The sequence below is a fragment of the Caballeronia sp. LZ016 genome, from assembly GCF_031450805.1.
Lineage (GTDB): Bacteria > Pseudomonadota > Gammaproteobacteria > Burkholderiales > Burkholderiaceae > Caballeronia.
In genome coordinates this window covers 1-19,599 of the sequence record NZ_JARTVY010000001.1, presented here as the reverse complement: position 1 = coordinate 19,599, position 19,599 = coordinate 1, and the positions used below count along the sequence as shown (strand labels likewise).

General features: G+C 64.1%; 18 protein-coding genes. 6 read left to right on the top strand and 12 right to left on the bottom strand.

What is annotated here, in order from left to right; translation table 11 throughout:
- Positions 1-39: 39 nt before the first annotated feature.
- The 4 genes from P9220_RS00090 to P9220_RS00075 form a co-directional block, all read right to left on the bottom strand.
- Positions 40-897, bottom strand: coding sequence for a carbohydrate ABC transporter permease (locus P9220_RS00090; protein WP_035960679.1), 858 nt, complete (start codon positions 895-897; stop codon positions 40-42).
- Positions 887-1,828: a sugar ABC transporter permease gene (locus P9220_RS00085; protein ID WP_309763005.1), complete on the bottom strand. Its 942-nt coding sequence runs from the start codon at positions 1,826-1,828 to the stop codon at positions 887-889. Before P9220_RS00085 ends, P9220_RS00090 begins: the two co-directional genes overlap by 11 nt.
- Positions 1,829-2,032: 204 nt before the next feature.
- Positions 2,033-3,286, bottom strand: a complete 1,254-nt coding sequence (locus P9220_RS00080; protein WP_309763004.1) for an ABC transporter substrate-binding protein — start codon at positions 3,284-3,286, stop codon at positions 2,033-2,035.
- The gene (locus P9220_RS00075) at positions 3,283-3,591 is read right to left on the bottom strand and encodes a hypothetical protein (RefSeq protein ID WP_309763003.1); all 309 of its coding nucleotides are present in this window, start codon (positions 3,589-3,591) and stop codon (positions 3,283-3,285) included. The genes P9220_RS00080 and P9220_RS00075 overlap by 4 nt, the downstream gene beginning before the upstream one ends.
- Before the next feature lie 293 nt (positions 3,592-3,884).
- Here P9220_RS00075 and zwf point away from each other — a divergent pair, with 293 nt between their 5' ends.
- The 3 genes from zwf to P9220_RS00060 all read left to right on the top strand — a co-directional run bounded on the left by zwf (position 3,885) and on the right by P9220_RS00060 (position 8,094).
- A complete protein-coding gene (gene zwf / locus P9220_RS00070) occupies positions 3,885-5,345 on the top strand; it encodes a glucose-6-phosphate dehydrogenase (RefSeq protein WP_309763002.1) in 1,461 nt (486 codons plus the stop codon).
- A 129-nt stretch (positions 5,346-5,474) separates the two neighbouring features.
- Positions 5,475-6,197: a 6-phosphogluconolactonase gene (pgl, locus tag P9220_RS00065; RefSeq protein ID WP_309763001.1), complete on the top strand. Its 723-nt coding sequence runs from the start codon at positions 5,475-5,477 to the stop codon at positions 6,195-6,197.
- Positions 6,178-8,094 carry a bifunctional transcriptional regulator/glucokinase gene (locus P9220_RS00060; RefSeq protein WP_309763000.1) on the top strand — a complete coding sequence of 639 codons (1,917 nt, stop codon included), beginning with the start codon at positions 6,178-6,180 and terminating at the stop codon, positions 8,092-8,094. Before pgl ends, P9220_RS00060 begins: the two co-directional genes overlap by 20 nt.
- A gap of 128 nt (positions 8,095-8,222) precedes the next feature.
- On the opposite strand, the gene P9220_RS00055 is transcribed toward P9220_RS00060, so the two are convergent.
- The 5 genes from P9220_RS00055 to P9220_RS00035 form a co-directional block, all read right to left on the bottom strand.
- Positions 8,223-9,344 (bottom strand): porin, encoded by a 1,122-nt coding sequence (locus P9220_RS00055; protein WP_309762999.1) that lies wholly within the window; start codon positions 9,342-9,344, stop codon positions 8,223-8,225.
- 319 nt (positions 9,345-9,663) lie between these two features.
- On the bottom strand, positions 9,664-10,812 hold the full coding sequence (locus tag P9220_RS00050; protein ID WP_309765316.1) for a porin: 1,149 nt from the start codon (positions 10,810-10,812) through the stop codon (positions 9,664-9,666).
- 515 nt (positions 10,813-11,327) lie between these two features.
- Positions 11,328-12,107 (bottom strand): ATP-binding cassette domain-containing protein, encoded by a 780-nt coding sequence (locus P9220_RS00045; protein WP_309762998.1) that lies wholly within the window; start codon positions 12,105-12,107, stop codon positions 11,328-11,330.
- 29 nt (positions 12,108-12,136) lie between these two features.
- Positions 12,137-12,850 carry an ABC transporter permease gene (locus P9220_RS00040; RefSeq protein WP_309762997.1) on the bottom strand — a complete coding sequence of 238 codons (714 nt, stop codon included), beginning with the start codon at positions 12,848-12,850 and terminating at the stop codon, positions 12,137-12,139.
- Positions 12,851-12,885: 35 nt separating this feature from the next.
- Positions 12,886-13,572, bottom strand: coding sequence for a histidine ABC transporter permease HisQ (locus P9220_RS00035; RefSeq protein WP_309762996.1), 687 nt, complete (start codon positions 13,570-13,572; stop codon positions 12,886-12,888).
- Between the two features lie 411 nt (positions 13,573-13,983).
- On the opposite strand from P9220_RS00035, the gene P9220_RS00030 reads away from it, so the two are divergent.
- Positions 13,984-14,682 carry a pirin family protein gene (locus P9220_RS00030; protein ID WP_309762995.1) on the top strand — a complete coding sequence of 233 codons (699 nt, stop codon included), beginning with the start codon at positions 13,984-13,986 and terminating at the stop codon, positions 14,680-14,682.
- 107 nt (positions 14,683-14,789) lie between these two features.
- Here the strand turns inward: P9220_RS00030 and P9220_RS00025 are convergent, their stop codons facing one another.
- Positions 14,790-15,404 (bottom strand): periplasmic heavy metal sensor, encoded by a 615-nt coding sequence (locus P9220_RS00025; protein ID WP_309762994.1) that lies wholly within the window; start codon positions 15,402-15,404, stop codon positions 14,790-14,792.
- Positions 15,405-15,627: 223 nt separating this feature from the next.
- Between P9220_RS00025 and P9220_RS00020 the strand changes: the two genes are divergently transcribed.
- On the top strand, positions 15,628-16,350 hold the full coding sequence (locus P9220_RS00020; protein WP_309762993.1) for a response regulator: 723 nt from the start codon (positions 15,628-15,630) through the stop codon (positions 16,348-16,350).
- Positions 16,334-17,692, top strand: coding sequence for an ATP-binding protein (locus P9220_RS00015; protein ID WP_309762992.1), 1,359 nt, complete (start codon positions 16,334-16,336; stop codon positions 17,690-17,692). Before P9220_RS00020 ends, P9220_RS00015 begins: the two co-directional genes overlap by 17 nt.
- Positions 17,693-17,703: 11 nt before the next feature.
- Here the strand turns inward: P9220_RS00015 and P9220_RS00010 are convergent, their stop codons facing one another.
- Positions 17,704-17,967, bottom strand: a complete 264-nt coding sequence (locus tag P9220_RS00010) for a hypothetical protein (RefSeq protein WP_040051887.1) — start codon at positions 17,965-17,967, stop codon at positions 17,704-17,706.
- Between the two features lie 95 nt (positions 17,968-18,062).
- A partial coding sequence (locus P9220_RS00005) for a diguanylate cyclase (protein ID WP_309762991.1) occupies positions 18,063-19,599 on the bottom strand: 1,537 nt, incomplete at its 5' end.

Genomic DNA, 19,599 nt, shown 5'->3' with positions numbered 1-19,599 from the left:
ATGTTGTCTGTTCAGCAGGGGACGCGCGCCGCTGCGCGCTCAACCCTTCACCGCGCCCGCCGTCAGGCCGCGCACGAAATAACGCCCCGCGATCATGTAGACGAGAATCGTCGGCAATGCCGCGATGATCGCGCCCGCCATGTCGACGTTGTATTCCTTGACCCCCGTCGACGTATTGACGAGGTTGTTCAGCGCGACCGTGATCGGCATCGAATCGACGCCCGAGAACACGATGCCGAACAGGAAGTCGTTCCAGATCTGCGTGAACTGCCAGATGAGGCAAACCATGAAGATGGGCAGCGAGACGGGCAGCAGAATCTTCGTGAAGATGGTGAAGAATCCCGCGCCGTCGATGCGCGCCGCCTTCACGAGCTCCGCCGGAATGCTCACGTAGAAATTGCGGAAGAACATTGTCGTGAACGCAATGCCGTAGATCACGTGCACCAGCACGAGGCCGCTCGTCGTGTTCGACAGGCCGAGGAAACCCTGCAGGCGCGCCATCGGCAGCAAAATGGCCTGAAACGGGATGAAGCAGCCGACGAGCAGCATCGTGAAGAACGCATCCGCGCCGCGGAAGCGCCAGTGCGTGAGCACGTAGCCGTTGAACGCGCCGACGATCGACGAGATCAGCACGGCCGGAATCACCATGCGCACGGAGTTCATGAAGAACGGCTGCATGCCGTCGCAACGCACGCCGGTACAGGCTTCCTGCCACGCCTTCACCCACGGCGCGAACGTGAAGTGCGTAGGCGGCGTGAGCAGGTTGCCCGTGCGAAGCTGGTCGAGGTCCTTGAACGACGTGGACAGCATCACGTAGATCGGGAACAGGAAGTAAAGCGCGAACAATATGAGCACCGCGTAAATGACGGCGCGGCTGATCGTCATCTTAGGCTGCATTGCGGGTGCTCCTCGATTCGAGATACATCAGCGGCACGAGCACCGCGACGACGGTGGCGAGCATCATCATCGACGAAGCGGCGCCCACGCCCAGTTGTCCCCGGTTGAACGAGAACGTGTACATGAAGATGGCCGGCAGCGACGACGAGGTGCCCGGCCCGCCCGCCGTCAGCGCGACGACGAGGTCGAAGGTCTTGATCGTGATGTGGCAGAGAATCAGCAGCACGGAGAAGAACACCGGGCGCATGCTCGGAATCACGATCTTGCGATAGATGGTCGGCAGCGTCGCGCCGTCCACTTGCGCCGCCTTGAAGATTTCGCTGTCGACGCCGCGCAGGCCCGCGAGAAAGAGCGCCATCACGAAGCCGCTCGATTGCCAGACCGCCGCGATCACAACGCAGAAGATGGCCTTGTCCGGATCGTTGAGCCAGTTGAACGAGAAGCTCGTCCAGCCCCAGTCGTGGAACACCTTCTCGATGCCGAGACCGGGGTTCAGAATCCATTGCCACGCGGTGCCGGTCACGATGAACGACAGGGCCATCGGATAGAGAAAGATTGCGCGCAATGCGCCTTCGTTGCGGATTTTCTGATCGAGCAGGATTGCGAGAAACAGGCCGAGGCCCACGCAGAGACCAATGAACGGAATGCCGAACCAGCCGAGGTTGGCGGCCGAGGTCCACCAGACGTCGTTGTCGAAGAGTTGCCGATAACGGTCGAATCCCGAGAACTCGTAGCGTGGCATCAGGCGCGAGTTCGTCAGCGACAGATAGCCCGTGATGAGAATGAACCCGTACACGAACACGAGCGCGATCAGGATGCTGGGAGCGAGCACCAGCTTGGGAATCCAGCGATCGGCGAGCGCCGCCGTGGGCGAGGCGCGGCGAGGCTGGTGCGGAGTCTTTTCCGCGGTACCGCTGAGGGAGGCAGTCACAACTCGACTCCTGGAAGATGCGCCGGCGCTTGGGGTATGCGCTCTTGCGCGCTGATGAACACGGACTCGCGCGCTTGTGGCGGCAGGTGGTGCTTTCCGATTGGGCTGGCTTGGAGCGCCAGGGGCGCTCGATGCGACGGTTCGCCGGTCAGGCGGCGCGCAGCGATGATCCGCTGCGCGCCGCCCGTCCTTCAGGCTGCGTGCTTACTTCGTCTTGGCGGCGTTCGCGAGCGCAGCGACGGCGCTCTTGGAATCCTGCGACGAATTCATGAACTTCGTTACGACGTCGGTCATTGCGCCAGCGGTTGCGTCGCCCTGAGCCATGCCGTGAGCGAGCGACGGAACGTAGCCGCCCGATTTGATCGCCGTCTGTTCATCAGCGTAGGACTTCTTCGCGCAGTCGTCGAATTTGTCCATCTTCACGCCGAGGCGAACCGGGATCGAGCCTTTGTTCAGGCTGAACTGCTCCTGGAATTCCGGCGACATGATGGTCTTGGCGAGCGCGAGCTGGCCCGGCGTGGCGTTCTTCTGGCCCTTCTGCTGGAAGAACACGAACGAGTCCACGTTGAACGTGTACGACTTCTCCGTGCCCGGCACCGCGGCGCAGATGTAGTCCGTGCCGGCCTTCTTGTTTGCGCCGGCGAATTCGCCCTTCGCCCAGTCGCCCATGAACTGCATGCCGGCCTTGCCGTTGATGACCATGGCCGTTGCGAGGTTCCAGTCACGGCCCGTGCGGCCGTTGTCGAAGTAGCCCTGAATCTTGCGGACCGTGTCGAACACCTGGACCATCTTTTCCGAGGTCAGCGTCTTCTGGTCGAGATCGACGATCGCCTTCTTGTAGAAGTCCGCGCCTTCCGACAGCACGACGTCTTCCCACAGCGTCAGGTCTTGCCACGGCTGGCCGCCCATCGCGACCGGCTGAATGCCCGCGGCCTTCATCTTGTCGGCCACCTGGAAGAACTCGGCCCAGGTCGTCGGGACCTTGCCGCCCGCCTTGTCGAGCGCGGCCTTGTTGATGTACAGCCAGTTCACGCGATGCACCGAGAACGGCGCCGCGACGTAGTGGCCGTCCGCGTGGATGATCTTGTCGATTTCGGGCGGCAGGTTCTTCTTCCAGTCGCCGGCGACGGAATCGATCGGCACGAGCACGCCTTGCTCCGACCATTCCTGGATCAGCGGACCCTTGATCTGCGCCGCCGACGGCGCATTGCCCGAGATGACCTGCGTCTTCAGCGCGGTCATCGCGGCAGCGCCTGCGCCGCCCGCGACGGCGAAGTCCTTCCAGGTGTAACCCTGCTTGGTCATGTCGTCCTTGAGCACGCCGACCGCCTTCGATTCGCCGCCCGACGTCCACCAGTGCAGCACGGACACGGCTTCGGCAGCCTGCACCGCCGACGCCGTCGCGCCGCACAGAAGACCTGCGGCGCACAGCGCGCCCATGAGCTTACGGACTTTCATTGTTTATCTCCTCCAGACACCTGAACAAAAAAACGATTGGCCCCTGATGTCGCCAGAAGCGTTGAAAAAGAAGGTGCAACGGGTGCAGCGGTGGCCGGGGAATCGGCGGTGTCGGCGGGAAAGCGTGCGGCGCGCGTCGTGATTCGCGCACGCGCGTGCAGGGCCGGCAGACCGATGATCGGCCGCACGGCGCTCAAGGAATGAGTGAGTTGGATCGCAACGACTGTCTCCTCTCGACCGAAGCGGGCGGTTGTGCGCCTGTTCCGGTCCCATGCAAAGTAATTGCTTTTGATTTTTGCCGGCACGCACCGCCGCGATACGTTGCGGGCGAAGGCGTGCAGGCGCGAGGCCCGTTCGCATGCAAAGCCCGAAGGTGCTTGAAAGCAACGATGTCCGGACTCCGTTAACATGCGTTCAGAACAATGGCCCTAGGGAAAACACGCAGCTTCTGATTGACAAGCCATTGTTTTCCCAGATCACATTTCCTCTTGATTTGGATTGTAGTTAAACTACAATTCAGTGTCAAAAAAAATTTTGTCGAACTACGCTAGCTCTTTGTTCGACGTCCCACCGACTTCACAAAGCGGCCCTCAGACCCATGCAAACCGACTCGAATTTCATCTTCGTGCTGTTCGGCGGGACCGGCGACCTGTCGATGCGCAAGATTCTTCCCGCGCTGTTCGAGGCGCATCGCGCGGGCATGCTCGCGCCGTCGGGCAAGATCGTCGCGGTCGCGCGCGGCGAACAGGCGCCGGGCGAATATCTCGCGTGGGTCGAAGAGCACGTGAAGCCGCACGTCTCGAAGAAGGGCGTCGACGAATCGGCGTGGCGGAGCTTTCTCGAGCGCATTCAGTACGTGCAGCTCGATCTCGGCCGGGCGGAAGACTTCGTCGTGCTGCGCGACGCACTGGCGCGGCATGACGGCACGCGCGTCTTCTACCTGGCGACCGGGCCGTCGCTGTTCGTGCCTATTTGCCGGGCGCTCGCGCAAGTGGGGCTGAACGAGAATGCGCGCATCGTGCTCGAAAAGCCGCTCGGCTATGACCTGGAATCGTCGAACGCAATCAACGACGCTGTCGGCGAGATCTTCCAGGAAGAGCAGATTTATCGAATCGACCATTACCTCGGCAAGGAGCCGGTGCAGAACCTGCTCGCGCTGCGCTTCGGCAATGCGCTCTTCGAGCCGCTATGGCGGCGGGAATGGGTCGAGAGCATCCAGATCACGATCGCCGAGGAACTCGGCGTCGAAGCGCGCGGCGACTTCTACGACAACACCGGCGCGCTGCGCGACATGGTGCAGAACCACTTGCTGCAACTGCTTTCCATCGTGACGATGGAGCCGCCGCACTCGATGGACTCCGACTCCGTGCGCGACGAAAAGCTGCGCGTGCTGCGCGCGCTGAAGCCCATCGACGAGCGCGATATCAGCCGTGTCGCGGTGCGCGGTCAGTACCATGCGGGCGTGATTCGCGGCGCATCGGTGCCTGCGTATGCGACCGAACCGGGAGTGCGTCCCGACAGCAATACCGAAACCTTCGTTGCGCTGAAGGTCGAAATCGAAAACTGGCGATGGGCCGGCGTGCCGTTTTTCCTGCGTACCGGCAAGCGGCTGGCGGACCGGGTCGCGGAAATCGTCGTCAATTTCAGGCCGGTGCCGCACTCGGCGCTCGGGGCAAACGCGTTGCGCGCAGGCGCGAACCGGCTCGTGATCCGCCTGCAGCCGAACGAGACCATTCGCCTCTACTGCCTCGCCAAGCAGCCCGGCGAGGGCATGAATCTGGCAAGCGTCCATCTGGATCTCGCGTTCGACCAGTTTTTCAAGGAAGGGCAAATGGAGGCGTATCAGCGGCTTTTGCTGGACGTGATCCGCGGCCGCCTCGCGCTTTTCGTGCGGCGCGACGAGCAGGACGCCGCGTGGCGCTGGGTCGAACCGATCCTGAACGCATGGTCCACGTCGATGAACAAGCCGAAGCCGTATGCGGCGGGCACGTGGGGGCCGGCGGCGTCGAGCGCGATGCTCGCGCAGCACGGCACGTGCTGGCTGGAAGAAGAGAACTAAAGGCGTCGCGCCGACGGTTCCCTGAAGAGGCACGCGGCGCGAACGTCAGCACCCACACCGCTTCGCGGACCGTTCGCGGCTTCGCGGCAAAAGCGGGTCGATAAACCAGACAAGCAGGATGGAGGAGCAGTGATCGAGCTTCGCACTTTCGACGACCCGCGCGCCCACTCGGACGCGCTGGCGAAAGCCGTCAGCGATGCGCTTGCCGCGTCGCTCGCGGCACGAGGCGCCGCATCGGCCGATGCCAGCGCGCAGCCCACGGGACAGTCCGCGCACGCCACGCTTGCGGTATCGGGCGGCACGAGTCCGCGTCCGTTCTTGCAGACGCTGTCGCAAGAGCCGCTCGACTGGGCGCACATCGACGTCACGCTCGTCGACGATCGCTGGGTGCCCGAATCCGATTCGGCCAGCAACGCGCAGCTCGTGCGCGGCACGCTGCTGCAGAACGCGGGCGCGGCGGCATCCTTTCTGCCGCTCGTCGATACCTCGGCGTCGCTTGCGGCGCACGTCGCGGCACTGAACGCCGATGCGCGCCGCCGCCTGCCCGATGTCGCCGTGCTGGGCATGGGCGAAGACGGACATACGGCATCCATCTTCGCGGACGCGCCCGAGTGGGATCTCGCGATTTCCACGCCCGAGCGCTTCGTCGCCGTGCATCCGGGCAGCGCGCCGCATGCGCGCGTGAGCCTGTCGATGTCCGCGCTCAAGGGAATCAGCCAGCTTTTTCTCTTCATCTCCGGCCAGAAGAAGCTCGACGTACTCAATGCGGCGCTCGCCGCCCGCCAAAAGAACGCCATCTCGACGCTGGCCAACGATGAAGGAGTGAAGCTCGATGTCTACTGGTGTGCATAAGGTCGCGCAGGCCGCGAGCCACGCCGATGGACCGAGGCTGCTCGCCGATATCGGCGGCACGAACGCGCGCTTCGCGCTGGAGACGGCGCCCGGCGAGATCGGGCAAATCCGCGTTTATCCGGGCGCCGATTACCCCGGCATCGCGGAAGTGATGCAGCAGTATCTGAAGGACACGAAGGTCGGCCGCGTCAATCACGCGGCGATCGCGATCGCCAATCCGGTGGATGGCGATCACGTGAAAATGACCAATCACGACTGGAGCTTCTCGATCGAAGCGACGCGCCGCGCGTTGGGCTTCGATACGCTGCTCGTTGTCAACGACTTCACCGCGCTGGCGATGGCGCTGCCCGGCCTCACCGATGCGCAGCGTGTCCAGATCGGCGGCGGCGCGCGACGGCAGAACAGCGTGATCGGCTTGCTCGGTCCCGGCACCGGTCTGGGCGTCTCGGGCCTGATTCCCGCCGACGACCGCTGGATCGCGCTCGGCAGCGAAGGCGGTCACGCCACGTTCTCGCCGTTCGACGAAAACGAAGACCTGGTCATGCGCTATGCGCGCCGCAAGTGGCCGCACGTGTCGTTCGAACGCGTGTGCGCGGGGCCCGGCCTGGAATTGATCTATCGCGCGTTCGCGGAGCGTGACGGCGTGGCGGTCGCGGACGATTTCAGCAGCGCCGACGTCACCCGTCGCGCCCACGACGGCGAGCCGCTCGCGCTGCAGGCGGTGAACTGCTTCTGCGGCATCCTCGGCACGTTCTCGGGCAACATCGCGGTGACGCTGGGCGCGCTGGGCGGCATCTATATCGGCGGCGGGGTGGTGCTGAAACTCGGCGAGCTCTTTCACGCGTCGCCTTTTCGCGAGCGATTCGAGGCGAAAGGCCGCTTTCAGCAGTACCTGTCCGGCATTCCGACCTACGTCATCACCGCTGAGTATCCGGCCTTTCTGGGTGTGTCCGCCATCCTCGCGGAACAACTGTCGAATCGCGCGAATAGCGGTTCGTCGGCGGTGTTCGAGCGCATCCGCCAGATGCGCGACGCACTCACGCCCGCCGAGCGGCGCGTGGCGGACCTCGCGCTGAATCATCCGCGCTCGATCATCAACGATCCGATCATCGACATCGCGCGCAAGGCCGACGTGAGCCAGCCGACCGTCATCCGCTTCTGCCGCTCGCTCGGCTGCCAGGGCCTGTCCGACTTCAAGCTCAAGCTCGCGACAGGCCTGACGGGCACGATTCCCGTCAGCCACAGCCAGGTCCATCTCGGCGACACGGCCACGGATTTCGGCGCGAAGGTGCTCGACAACACCGTGTCCGCCATCCTGCAACTGCGCGAGCATCTGAACTTCGAGAACGTCGAGCGCGCGATCGACATTCTGAACGGCGCGCGTCGCATCGAGTTCTATGGGCTCGGCAATTCGAACATCGTCGCGCAGGACGCGCATTACAAGTTCTTCCGCTTCGGCATCCCGACGATCGCTTACGGCGATCTCTACATGCAGGCGGCGTCGGCGGCGCTGCTCGGCAAGGGCGATGTCATCGTCGCCGTCTCGAAGTCGGGCCGCGCGCCGGAACTGCTGCGCGTGCTGGAAGTGGCGATGCAGCAGGGCGCGACCGTGATCGCGATCACATCGAGCAACACGCCGCTCGCCAAGCGCGCGACCGTGGCGCTGGAAACCGATCACATCGAGATTCGCGAATCGCAACTATCGATGATCTCGCGCATCCTGCACCTCGTCATCATCGACATCCTCGCGGTCGGCGTGGCGATCCGCCGTGCCGCGCCGAAGCCGGGCGCGAAGCTGAGCGAGACGGTCGCGAAGGCGCGTCATTCGAGCGACGATGACGCGGCCGCCGTGCTCGACTGGCTGAGCCACGGGGCATCGGGCGTCGCGAGGGATTAGCGTCGGTTGAGCCGCACGCAATGAAGGGGGCCGCCGATGTGAATCGGCGGCCCCTTTTACGTCTGCGCGCTTGCTGAGAGACAGTACGGCATCCGAAAGACGCCGCACCGTCACGCCGCAATCGCCGCTCAGAACGAGTGCTGGATGCCCGCGTACACGCCCGTCTGGCTGCGGCCAGGATAGGGATTGTCCGTCGACGGACCCGTGCCGACGCCGTTGGCGTTCAGGCCGTAGTTCGCGGTCTTGCTGTTCTGCACCGTCGCGATCTGCAGGTCGAACAGCGTGCGCTTCGACAGGTTGTACGAGCCGCCGAGCGTGTACATCGTCGCGTTGCCGGCGCCGTTGTTGCCGTTCACGTGGTAGACCGCGGCCGTGAGCGCCGCCGCCGGCGTCGCTTGCCACGTCACGCCGCCCCATTCGTGGTCGAGCGTGGTCGGCTGGCCGGGCAACTGGCCCGTCATGCCGGAAGAACGGATTGCCTGATAGCCCGCTTGCAGCTTGAACTGGCCGAGGAAGACGTTGGCCATCGCCGAGTACTCGCGGGAGTAGTCGTAGACACCGTTGTTGCCGTTGTAATTGCCGCCGAGCGTGCCGTTGCCCGGATTGCGGATTTCATCGTACATGCCGCGAATCTGGAAGTAGGGCGACGTGTACGTGATGTACGCGCCGGCCTCGCGGCCCTGCGGCGTCGTGCCGTTGCCGTTCCAGTTCGTCGCGTTCGACAGCGCGTACTGGCCGTAGAAGTCGAAGCCCGCGAACTTCGGCGACTGATACGAGATGTTGTTGCTCGATTGCGGCCAGTTGCGGCCACGCACCAGCGATGCCGACGACCACGCCGACTGGCCGAACGGATCGAAGTCCCATACGCCGTTCGATACGAACAGTTCGCGGCCGAGCAGCACCGTGCCCAAGCGGTCGCTGGCGATACCGACCGTCGCCCAGCGATTGAAGATGCGGTTGTCGGCCGGGCCCTGGCCGTTCATCGAATTGAAGCTGCCTTCGAGCTGGAACACGGCGCGATAGCCGCCGCCCAGGTCTTCAGCGCCTTTCAGGCCCCACAGGTTCGTGCCCCAGTCGCCGCTTTCCGCGCGGATGCGGCTCGCGGTGGCGTTCGCCGGATTGCCGGTCGGCACGCCGTTCATGTATTCGAGACCCGCATCCAGGCGGCCATACAGCGTCACGCTGCTTTGGGCATGCGCCGCGGCGCCGAACGTCAACAGCGCTGCCGCTGCAAGCAAAGCCTTCTTCATATCTCCTCCAACTCCGTCAAAGTGAACTCACCACTGCTGCGGTTCGATGCGGGGTGCATCGACCGGAACGCGTTCGACGGGAATGCCCGCGCCTTGCGCAAAACGCCATGCGGACAAAGGCCCGTTTTTTGCACGGGATTCTGAAGGAAAACTACTTTTTAGAACGCCTGATTCTGTACTTTTGAATCAATTTGACAGATGCAGCCACAAATAAAAAACGGTGCGATACCCTTTCGGGCACCGCACCGATACGCGCCTCTCGCAGCAGCGTGAAAACTCTACAAACCTATTCTTGATTCAGCTTCGTCGGCCTGAACGATCAGAACGAGTGCTGGATGCCTGCATAAACGCCCGTCTGGCTGTGGCCGGGGAACGGGTTGTCCGTCGATGCCGCCGAACCGTAGTTGTTGGCGTTCAGGCCGTAGTTGGCGCTCTTGCTGTTCTGCACCGTCGCGACCTGCAGATCGAGCAGCGTGCGCTTCGACAGGTTGTACGAGCCGCCGACCGTATAGATGGTCGCGTTACCCGCGCCGTTGTTGCCGTTCACGTGGTAGACCGCCGCGATCAGCGCAGCCGCCGGCGTTGCTTGCCACGTCACGCCGCCCCATTCGTGGTCGAGCGTGGTCGGCTGGCCGGGCAACTGGCCCGTCATGCCCGACGAGCGGATCGCCTGGTAAGCGCCCTGGACCTTGAACTGGCCGAGGAACAGGTTGAACATCGCCGTGTACTCGCGCGAGTACGCGTAGACACCGTTGCCGCCCGCGCCGCCGTCGATGGCGTTGTACGCGCCGCCCAGCGTGCCGTTGGCCGGATTGCGGATTTCATCGTACATGCCGCGGATCTGGAACAGCGGCGTCGTGTAGGTGATGTACGCGCCGGCTTCACGGCCTTGCGGCGTCGTGCCGTTGCCGTTCCAGTTCGTCGCATTCGACAGCGAGTACTGGCCGTAGAAGTCGAAGCCCGCGAACTTCGGCGACTGGTAAGAAATGTTGTTGCTCGACTGCGGCCAGTTACGGCCACGAACCAGCGATGCCGACGACCAGTTCGACTGCCCGAACGGATCGAAGTCCCACACGCCGTTAGCGATGAAGAGTTCACGGCCCAACAGCAGCGTACCGAACTGGTTGTTCGCCACACCGACGGTCGCCCAGCGATTGAAGATGCCGTTATTGCCCGGGCCCTGGCCCGTCATGGTGTTGAAGCTGCCTTCCAACTGGAACACGGCGCGATAGCCGCCGCCCAGGTCTTCGACGCCCTTCAAACCCCACAGGCTCGTGCCCCAGTCGCCGCTTTCCGCGCGGAAGCGGTGCGACGTGCCGGTGGCGGGTGCGCCGGCGGGACCGGTCGGCACGCCGTTCATGTACTCGAGCCCCGCGTCCAGGCGACCGTACAGCGTCACGCTGCTTTGAGCGTGAGCCACCGCGCTGAACGTCAGCAGTGCTGCTGCCGCGAGCAAAGCTTTCTTCATCATCTCCTCCAACCCTGTCAAGAAATAGAACCCAAAGTGCTGCCGTGTGCGGTTCGATGCGAGCGCATCCAACCGGAAATCGTTTTCAGAGAAAGACACACGCGCGGGCAAGAGTGCTCATGGCGATTCACGCGTCGGGCGCGCGAACGTGACGCCGACCCTTCGATCGGTGTCTCCTCACTTTGTTTTGAAGTAAAACTACTTTTTGGGTACTTCGTTTTGGTACTTTAGTTACCAATTTAGCAAAATACATCACAGACGCCAAAAGAATTTGACGTTCGAAGGAACTGTGTGTCGAAAATGCAATGCTGATGCAGTGGCCGCGCGACCCATAGCTTGGGAAACAGCCCGCAACTCCTTGCTGGACAAGGGTTCTGGCCGGATAAGGATTGAGGGTCGGGTTTGACGCCTATTGACGGGCGAACGCCGCGGCGCTAGTCACGCAAGAGGCCGCGTTGACGGCGCATAGACGAAAAAAAAGCGCCTTTCGGCGCTTTTTCACTGCATTAGTCTGCTTATTTGAGGCTGCCGGAGAGAAACTGCTTCAGGCGTTCGCTCTTCGGGCTACCGAAGACCGCGTCGGGATGTCCTTCTTCTTCGATACGCCCCTGATGCAGAAACACCACATGGTTCGACACATTGCGCGCGAACGCCATTTCGTGCGTGACGACCACCATCGTGCGGCCTTCTTCGGCGAGCGTCTGCATCACCTTCAGCACTTCGCCGACGAGTTCGGGATCGAGCGCGGACGTGGGCTCGTCGAAGAGCATGACGTCGGGGTGCATGGCGAGCGCCCGCGCGATTGCCACGCGCTGTTGCTGTCCGCCCGACAGATGCGACGGATACTGCTTTTCCAGCCGCGGCGCGAGGCCCACTTTCTCCAGGTACGTGCGCGCGCGGTCCTCGGCTTCCTTCTTCGGCAGCCCGAGCACGTTGACGGGCGCTTCCATCACGTTCTCCAGCACGTTCATGTGCGACCAGAGATTGAAGTGCTGGAACACCATCGACAGTTTCGAGCGGACCTGGCGCAGCTGTTTCGGATCGGCGACCTTGAGCGCGCCGCTTTTGTCCATCATCGTGCGGACCTCGGCGCCATCGACGAAAATGCGCCCGCCGTTCGGCTGCTCGAGAAAGTTGATACAACGCAGCATCGTGCTCTTGCCCGAGCCCGACGAGCCGATGATGCTGATCACATCGCCGGCGTTCGCCTTCAGCGATACGCCTTTCAGCACTTCGTTGCTGCCGTACTGCTTGTGGATGTCGTCGACGAAAAGCTTGTGCTTCTGGGAATTCATGAACGGTCCTGGGGCGACTATTGCCTGACTTATTTGCCTTGAGGCCGCAGGTACGCGAGCCAGCGGTGCTCGGCGCGGCGGAACAGCCACACGAGCGCGAACGAAATGACGAGATAGAGCAGGGCGGCGATGCCGAATGCCTGGAACGACTGATACGTCGCCGAATTCACGTCACGGGCGATCTTCAGAATGTCCGGCACGGTCGCGGTAAAAGCGACGGTCGTCGCGTGCAGCATGAGGATGACTTCGTTGCTGTAGTACGGCAGCGCGCGGCGCAGCGCGGACGGCAGAATCACCCGTCGATAAAGCGTGAAGCTCGACATGCCGTAGGCGCGCGCGGCTTCGATTTCGCCGTAGGGCGTCGCCTTGATCGCGCCGGCGAAGATTTCCGTCGTATAGGCACATGTGTTGAGCGTGAACGCGAGCAGCGTGCAGTTCATTCCGCTGCGGAAGAATTCGCCGAGCACCTGATGATCGCGCACGACCTGCAGGCTGTAGAGGCCGGTATAGCAAAGCAGCAACTGCACGTAGAGCGGCGTGCCGCGAAACACGTACGTATAAAGCCACACCGAGCGTGACAGCAGCTTGTTCTTCGAGACGCGCGCCACGGCGAGCGGCACCGACAGGCAAAAGCCGAAGCCGATGGAGACGACCAGCAGCCACATCGTGATCGCGAGACCGGTGATGCGATAGCCGTCGGTGAAAAGGTAGTTCTTCCAGAATTCCTGGATGATTTCGATCATGAAGTCCGCCGCTCGTGTTCGCTGGGGATGGCTGGTTAAAGATCGGCTTTGCGCACGCCGATGGAGTAGCGCCGCTCGAGCCAGATCAGCACGAAGTTCGAGATCGTCGTGATCGCGAGATAGATCACGCCCGCGAGCAGCGTGAAGAAGAAGAACCGCTGCGTGCCCTTGCCCGCGTCCTGCGCGGCCTTCACGACATCCGCGAGGCCGATGATCGACACCAGCGCCGTCGCCTTCACCATCACCTGCCAGTTATTGCCGATGCCCGGCAGCGCGAAACGCATCATCTGCGGAAACATGATGCGCGAGAAGGTTTGCCACGGTGTCATGCCGTAGGCCGCGCCCGCTTCGAGCTGGCCGCGCGGCACCGAGAGAAACGCGCCGCGGAACGTCTCGGTGAAATATGCGCCGTAGATGAAGCCGAGCACGAGAATGCCCGCCAGGAACGGATCGATGTCGATCTGATCCCAGCCGAGCTGATCGGTCAGCAGATTCAGCCAGATCTGAATGCTGTAGAAGAGCAGCAGCATCAGCACCAGATCGGGCACGCCGCGGATCAGCGTCGTGTAGACGGTGCCGATGCCCGAGGCGATCCGGCTCTTCGAGAGCTTCGCCGCCGCGCCGATCAGACCGATCACGAAGGCGAACCCGAGCGACAGCACCGCCAGCTTGACGGTCTGCCAGGTGCCCGCGAGGATCAGCGGACCGTAGCCTTGCAACATGGTGATTCCTTCGTAAGGTGCGCCACATATGACCGGCGCGCATTGGGCCGCGCCGGGCCGGCATCCGTTTCGCAAGCGCCGTGCGCCGAGGCCGCCGTGTTCAGGCTCGAGCGCCGGCGGTGCGTATTCTAGGTGGCCAAAATTGGCGAGCGTCCCGTCCCGCTCCCGTTCACTGTGCGCTGAGCCGTGAACGATGACCGCCCGCAGGCTTTCCGCAGCTCCAAAGCGACGTCGCTGGCCGAAAAGCGCGGTATTTTACCCGAACACGGATCGGGCGCGGGCGATGTCAGGACATGTCCGATTACATCCACCGGCAGGACGGTGTAGTGCCGGCGCGCTCGTTGTTCCGGGCGGCCGCCGCCCTTACATTCTCTCCATCGCAATTCAACGTCTTTACCGGGAGCCATCATCATGTTCGAGATTCGCCGCAGCAACGAACGAGGTCACGCAAACCACGGCTGGCTCGACTCGTATCACAGCTTCTCGTTCGCCGATTATCACGATCCGGAGCATGTCCACTTCGGCGCGCTGCGCGTCATCAACGAAGACCGCGTCGCGGGCGGGCAGGGCTTCGGCACGCACGGTCATCGTGACATGGAGATCGTGAGCTATGTGCTCGAAGGCGCGCTCGCCCACCGCGACAGCATGGGCAACGGATCGACGATCCGTCCAGGCGACGTGCAGCGCATGAGCGCCGGCACGGGCGTGCGTCATAGCGAGTTCAACGGTTCGCCGAGCGAGACGGCCCACTTCCTGCAAATCTGGATCATTCCGGATGCGCCGGGCGGCGCGCCGGGCTACGAGGAAAAGCGCTTCAGCGACGATGAAAAACGCGGCCGGCTGCGCGTGATCGCATCGCCGGAAGGCGTGGACGGGTCGGTGAAGATCGGCGCGGACGCCCGCATCTTCGCGGGACTCTTCAACGGTGAGGAGCGGGCGGACTTCGACGTGCCGGCGGGGCGTCGTGTGTATGTGCATGTCGCTCGCGGCAACGTCTCGGTGAACGGCGAGCCGCTCCGTGCGGGCGATGCCGCGAAGATCGAAGACGTGGCGAAGGTCACGCTCGACGCCGGCGATAACGCCGAAGTGCTGCTGTTCGACCTCGCGTGACATTGCGCGAGTCGTTGCCGCAGCCAATGCGGAAGCCGCGGAGCGCAAGCGCCCGCGGCTTTTTTTTGCGCAATGGAACCGGTCGCGCCTGGCGGCCGGCAACGCGCTTACGGCTTCGCCACAGCCGACGCGCCGGCAGCCGCCCCCGCGCCCGGCGCGGCTTCGCGAGCGCCGTCCTGAGCGCCGCGATGCTTGCCCGAGCGTTCGTGCATCTTGTGCTCGTGCTCGCGCATCTTCGCGAAGTGCTTCTTGAGCGCGGTGCTGACGGTCGTCTTCTGCTGATCGTTGAGCGAGTTATAGAAGTTGAGCCACGCGGTCGCGGTCTCTTCGCGCAGTTGCGCCTGCTGCTGCTCCAGCTTCTGATGCGCCGCGTGCATGGCGTTCAGGTCGAGAATCGGCTGGTTGGCCATCGACTCGAACTGCTGATGCATCTGACGATGACTGTCGCGCATCGTGTCGCGGTTGTGCTTCATCGTGTCGAGCGCGGTTTGCCAGAGCTTTTCCTGCTCCGCGCTGAGCTTCAACTGTCCGTGCAACTGGTCCAGTTGCTTCTGCATGCGCATTTCCATGCGATGGCCGCCAGGACCGCCGGGGCCACCCATCATGGCCGGGCCGCCGGGCGGCGGCGCGCTGGGCGCTTCGTTCGTGGCGGCGTAGGCCGAGCCGAAGGTCAGAGCGAGCGCGGTGGCGGCGGCGGTGAGGATGCGATATTGCTTGCCCATCGTGAGACTCCCTTTCTTGATTGTCGGAGCCGAATTGCGAGGCCTCGTCGAGGTCTTGCGCTTCCGGTGAGACACAGCGTAGAGGCTCGCGGCGCGTGCCGTGTTACCGCGATGACGTTTCGTATTACGCTGGTTTACGCGCGGCTTTCGCGGTAACACCCCGTAACCCTTTGGGGCGCGTACACCGTCAAACCGTCCTGGCTCACGCGCTAAACTCCTTCACATGACTACACAAATCCTTGTCGTCGACGACGACGCCGAACTGCGCGACCTTCTGCGCGACTATCTGGTCCGGCAGGGCATTGAAGTGTCGGTGCTGCATGACGCCGGTTCGCTCGAACGCCGCCTGGAGCGCGAACGCCCCGATCTCATCGTGCTCGATCTGATGATGCCGGGCGTCGACGGCCTTACCGCGCTCAGGAAGCTGCGCGCATCCGGCGACGACATCCCCGTCATCATGCTGACCGCGCGCGCCGACGACGTCGACCGTATCGTCGGCCTGGAACTCGGCGCGGACGATTACCTCGGCAAGCCGTTCAACCCGCGCGAGCTGCTCGCCCGGGTGCAGGCGGTGCTGCGCCGCCGCCGCACGATTCCGTCCGCCGCGCCCGAGCAGCGCGAGCCTTATTCGTTCGGCCGTTTCCGGCTGGACTTCCAGTCGCGCACGCTTCAGCACGACGAAAAGCCGCTCACGCTCTCGGGCAGCGAATTCGCGCTCCTGAAGATTTTCGTGAACAACCCGATGCGCACGCTCACGCGCGAACGCCTGCTCGAATTGCTGCACGGCCCCGAATACGACGGCACCGACCGCGGCATCGACGTGCAGGTGTGGCGTCTGCGTCGCATCCTGGAGACCGATCCTTCCGCGCCGCGCTTCATCCAGACGGTTCGGGGGCGCGGCTACGTCTTCGTTCCCGACGGCGAGCACAATGCGCCGGCCCATTGATTCGCTGTTCGGGCGTCTCGTCGTCCTCGTGATCGGCGTGCTGGTGCTGTCGCACCTCGCGTGGTTCGCGGTCATCCGCGTCGAGCGCGACAACTCCCAAACGCGATATGCGGTCGAAGAGGCCGCGTTTCTCGTCGAGGCCGTGCGGCAGCACATCGCGAACAATCCGGATCAACCGCTGCCTTCGCGCGTGCGCGTCGTGCCGCTGAACGCGCCCGACGTGCCTCAGCGTGCGGCCGAGGACATTCCGCGGCCGCTGTCGCGCTTTCTCGAAGACATGAAGGACCGTTTGCCCGACGACACCGACGTGCGCCCCGGAGAACCCGGCGCGCCGCCGAGCGTGTGGGTACATGGCGTGAAGGACGCAGGCTGGATCGTCGTGCCGGTGCAGCCGTTGCGGCCCCCGCGCTCGCGCGACCGGATGCTGGTCTGGCTCGCGATCATCTTCTCGACGGCGGTGCTTGCCGCGCTTTTAGCCGCGTGGCAACTGCAACGGCCGTTGCGCTCGCTCGCGCATGCGGTCGGCCGCTTCGCGCGCGGCCAGCCGACGCCGCCCGTGCCTGAACGCGGTCCGCGCGAACTGCGTCAGTTGACGCACGGCTTCAACCAGATGGTGCGAGAAGTCTCGCAGACCGAGAACGACCGCGCCGTGATGCTCGCGGGCGTCGCGCACGATCTGAAGACGCCGCTCGCCCGCCTGCGTCTGCGCGCCGAGATGATGGACGACGAAAAAGCGCGCGACGGCGTCGTGCGCGATGTCGATTCGATGGCGCATATCGTCGATCAATTTCTGGTGTTTGCGCATGACCGCCCGGACGGCAGCGAGCCGGCGCCGGTGGACGAGCACTGCGAGCGCATCGCGCGGGCGTATCGGGCGTATCGGCCGCTTGCGGCGCTCCCGCCGGGCACCGAGTGCATTCGCCTCGTGCTCGAAGCGGGGCCGAGCTTCGTGCTGCCGGCGGCGACGCTGGATCGCCTGTTATCGAATCTGCTCGACAACGCGCATGCGTATGGCGCGCCGCCGATTGTCATCGAGACGCGGCGCGGGGCGATTGGCTGGACGTTGAGCGTCTCGGATCACGGCAACGGCATTGCGCCCGCCGATCTCATCAAGGCGGCCCGGCCGTTCGTGCGGCTCGATCCCGCGCGCGGCGGCAGCGGGCATAGCGGTCTGGGCCTCGCCATCGTCGAGCGGCTCGCGCGGCGCGCGGGCGGCGAATGCGAGATCGGCAATCATGCGGAGGGCGGCTTGCAGGTCGTGATGACCTTTCCGTTCGATGTCGCGACGCGGCCGGTCACGGAACGCCGCGCCGGACCTCAGCACGAGGAGCGTGCGCTGTAGCGAAAGGCGTGTCAGTCGAACAGCGTTTCGAGCGCCGAGGCCGCCTCGCTGTCGACCGTGTTGTACGTGACCGTGGATGCCTCGAAGATGTAGTGCGTCGTGTACTTGCCGAGCCGCGAGAGAATCTCTTCCTGAATGACTTCGGGCGCGATGTCGATCTTCAGGTACCACGCGGTGGACGAGAGCCGCGTCTGGAACGACCCGTACTCGGCGAGCAGTTGGTCGAACGTTTCAGCGTCCTGATCGCGGCACACGATGACCAGATTTCCCTTCATGCAATCCTCCCGGTGACGGCAACGGCATTCGATGTCCGAGGCCATCATACCTGCCCCTGCGCGCATGCGCCGGGTTCATCGGCGAGGAGAAGCGCCTATTTGCCGGCGAGCGAATTCTCGGGATGGCGCGCCGGCGGGACGGGATCGGCGGGGCGCACTTCGCTGCGGTCGCGCCCGCGCGACTTCGCTTCGTAGAGCGCGAGGTCGGCGCGCGAAAGAATCCATTCGAGCGCGTCGCCGCCCGCCAGTTCGGTGATGCCGATGCTCACCGACAGCTCCGCGTCGTCGGGCAGATGCGCGCAGTGCTCGTGACGGAAGCGCTTGCGCAGCCGCTCGAGCACGGCTTGCGCATCCGCGAGCGAAGTCTGCGGCAGGATGATGCCGAACTCCTCGCCGCCGAGCCGGCCGATGGCGTCGCTCGGACGAAGCTGCGTGCGGCACACTTCCGCGAAGTGCTCCAGCGCGCGGTCGCCGGAAGCATGACCGTAGCGGTCGTTGATCTGCTTGAAGTGATCGAGATCGGCGATCGCCACCGATAGCGGCGCGCCCGCCGAACGCGCCAGCTCCACTTCGTGACGCAGCGTATCGAGGAAATAGCGGCGCGACAGCGCGCCCGTCAGCGCGTCGTGGCGGGCCTCGGCGGACAGCAGCGTGTTCGCGGCCTGCAACTGCTCGGCGAGATCGCGTGTCGCGCGATGCAGCCGGCGCTCGCGCGAGTACGACGTCGCGATCACCACCGCGAGCGTCACCACGCCGAGCATCGTCAGGAACACGAGCAGGCGGTCGCGATTGTGGTTGCGGCTGATTTCCGGCCAGCTCGTGAGCGGATGCATGATATGCGCTGACAGCCCCGAATTGAGCCCGGTGCGCTCGTCGTAGAGCGAAGGTGACGCGTCGCCGTTGGCGGTATAGAAGCCCTCCGCGAGTTGCGGGGCGAGCCACGGCGCGGTCTCGCGCATCTGATCGCCGACCGGCGCGACGCGCAACGGCGGAAACGCGTCGCGGCGGTAATGCTCGAAGCGCTCGCCGGGCGTCATGCGGGCAACGGGCGCATCGGGCATCGCCTGATACTCGAGACGTCCGTCGTGGGCCATGACGACGACGCCGTTCTCATCGGTCACGAAGGTCCCCGCGCGCGACACCCAGTGCCGCAACCGGTCGATGCTCACTTTCGCGATCACCGCGCCGACGAGCAGTCCGTCCTCGTACACCGGCGCTGCGATGAAAATGCCCGGCTCGCCCGACAGCCTGCCGACGCCGTACATTTCGGCGAAACCGCCGAGCAGTGCGCGTCCGACGTAGGCGCGCGCGCTCATGTCATAGCCGATGAAGCTGTTCGGATCGGCCGCATTGCTCGACGCAATGCAGTATCCCCGGTCGTTGACGAGCCAGATCGAGTCGAGCCCCGAGAAGCCCTGTGCATCGTGGAGAAAGGCGTCGACCTTGACGAGGCTCGGCAAGGTCATCCATTGCGCGCGGCGCGCGGTTTCCGTGGCATCCAGGTTCAAGGCATAATGCCGCGATTCCGCGAGGGCGCGCTGCATCAGATCCATCTGCGCGAGCGTGGCCGGAATGGCGCGGGACATCGCCAGGTCGCTCGCGATGATCTGCGCCATGTTGTCGACGATGGAC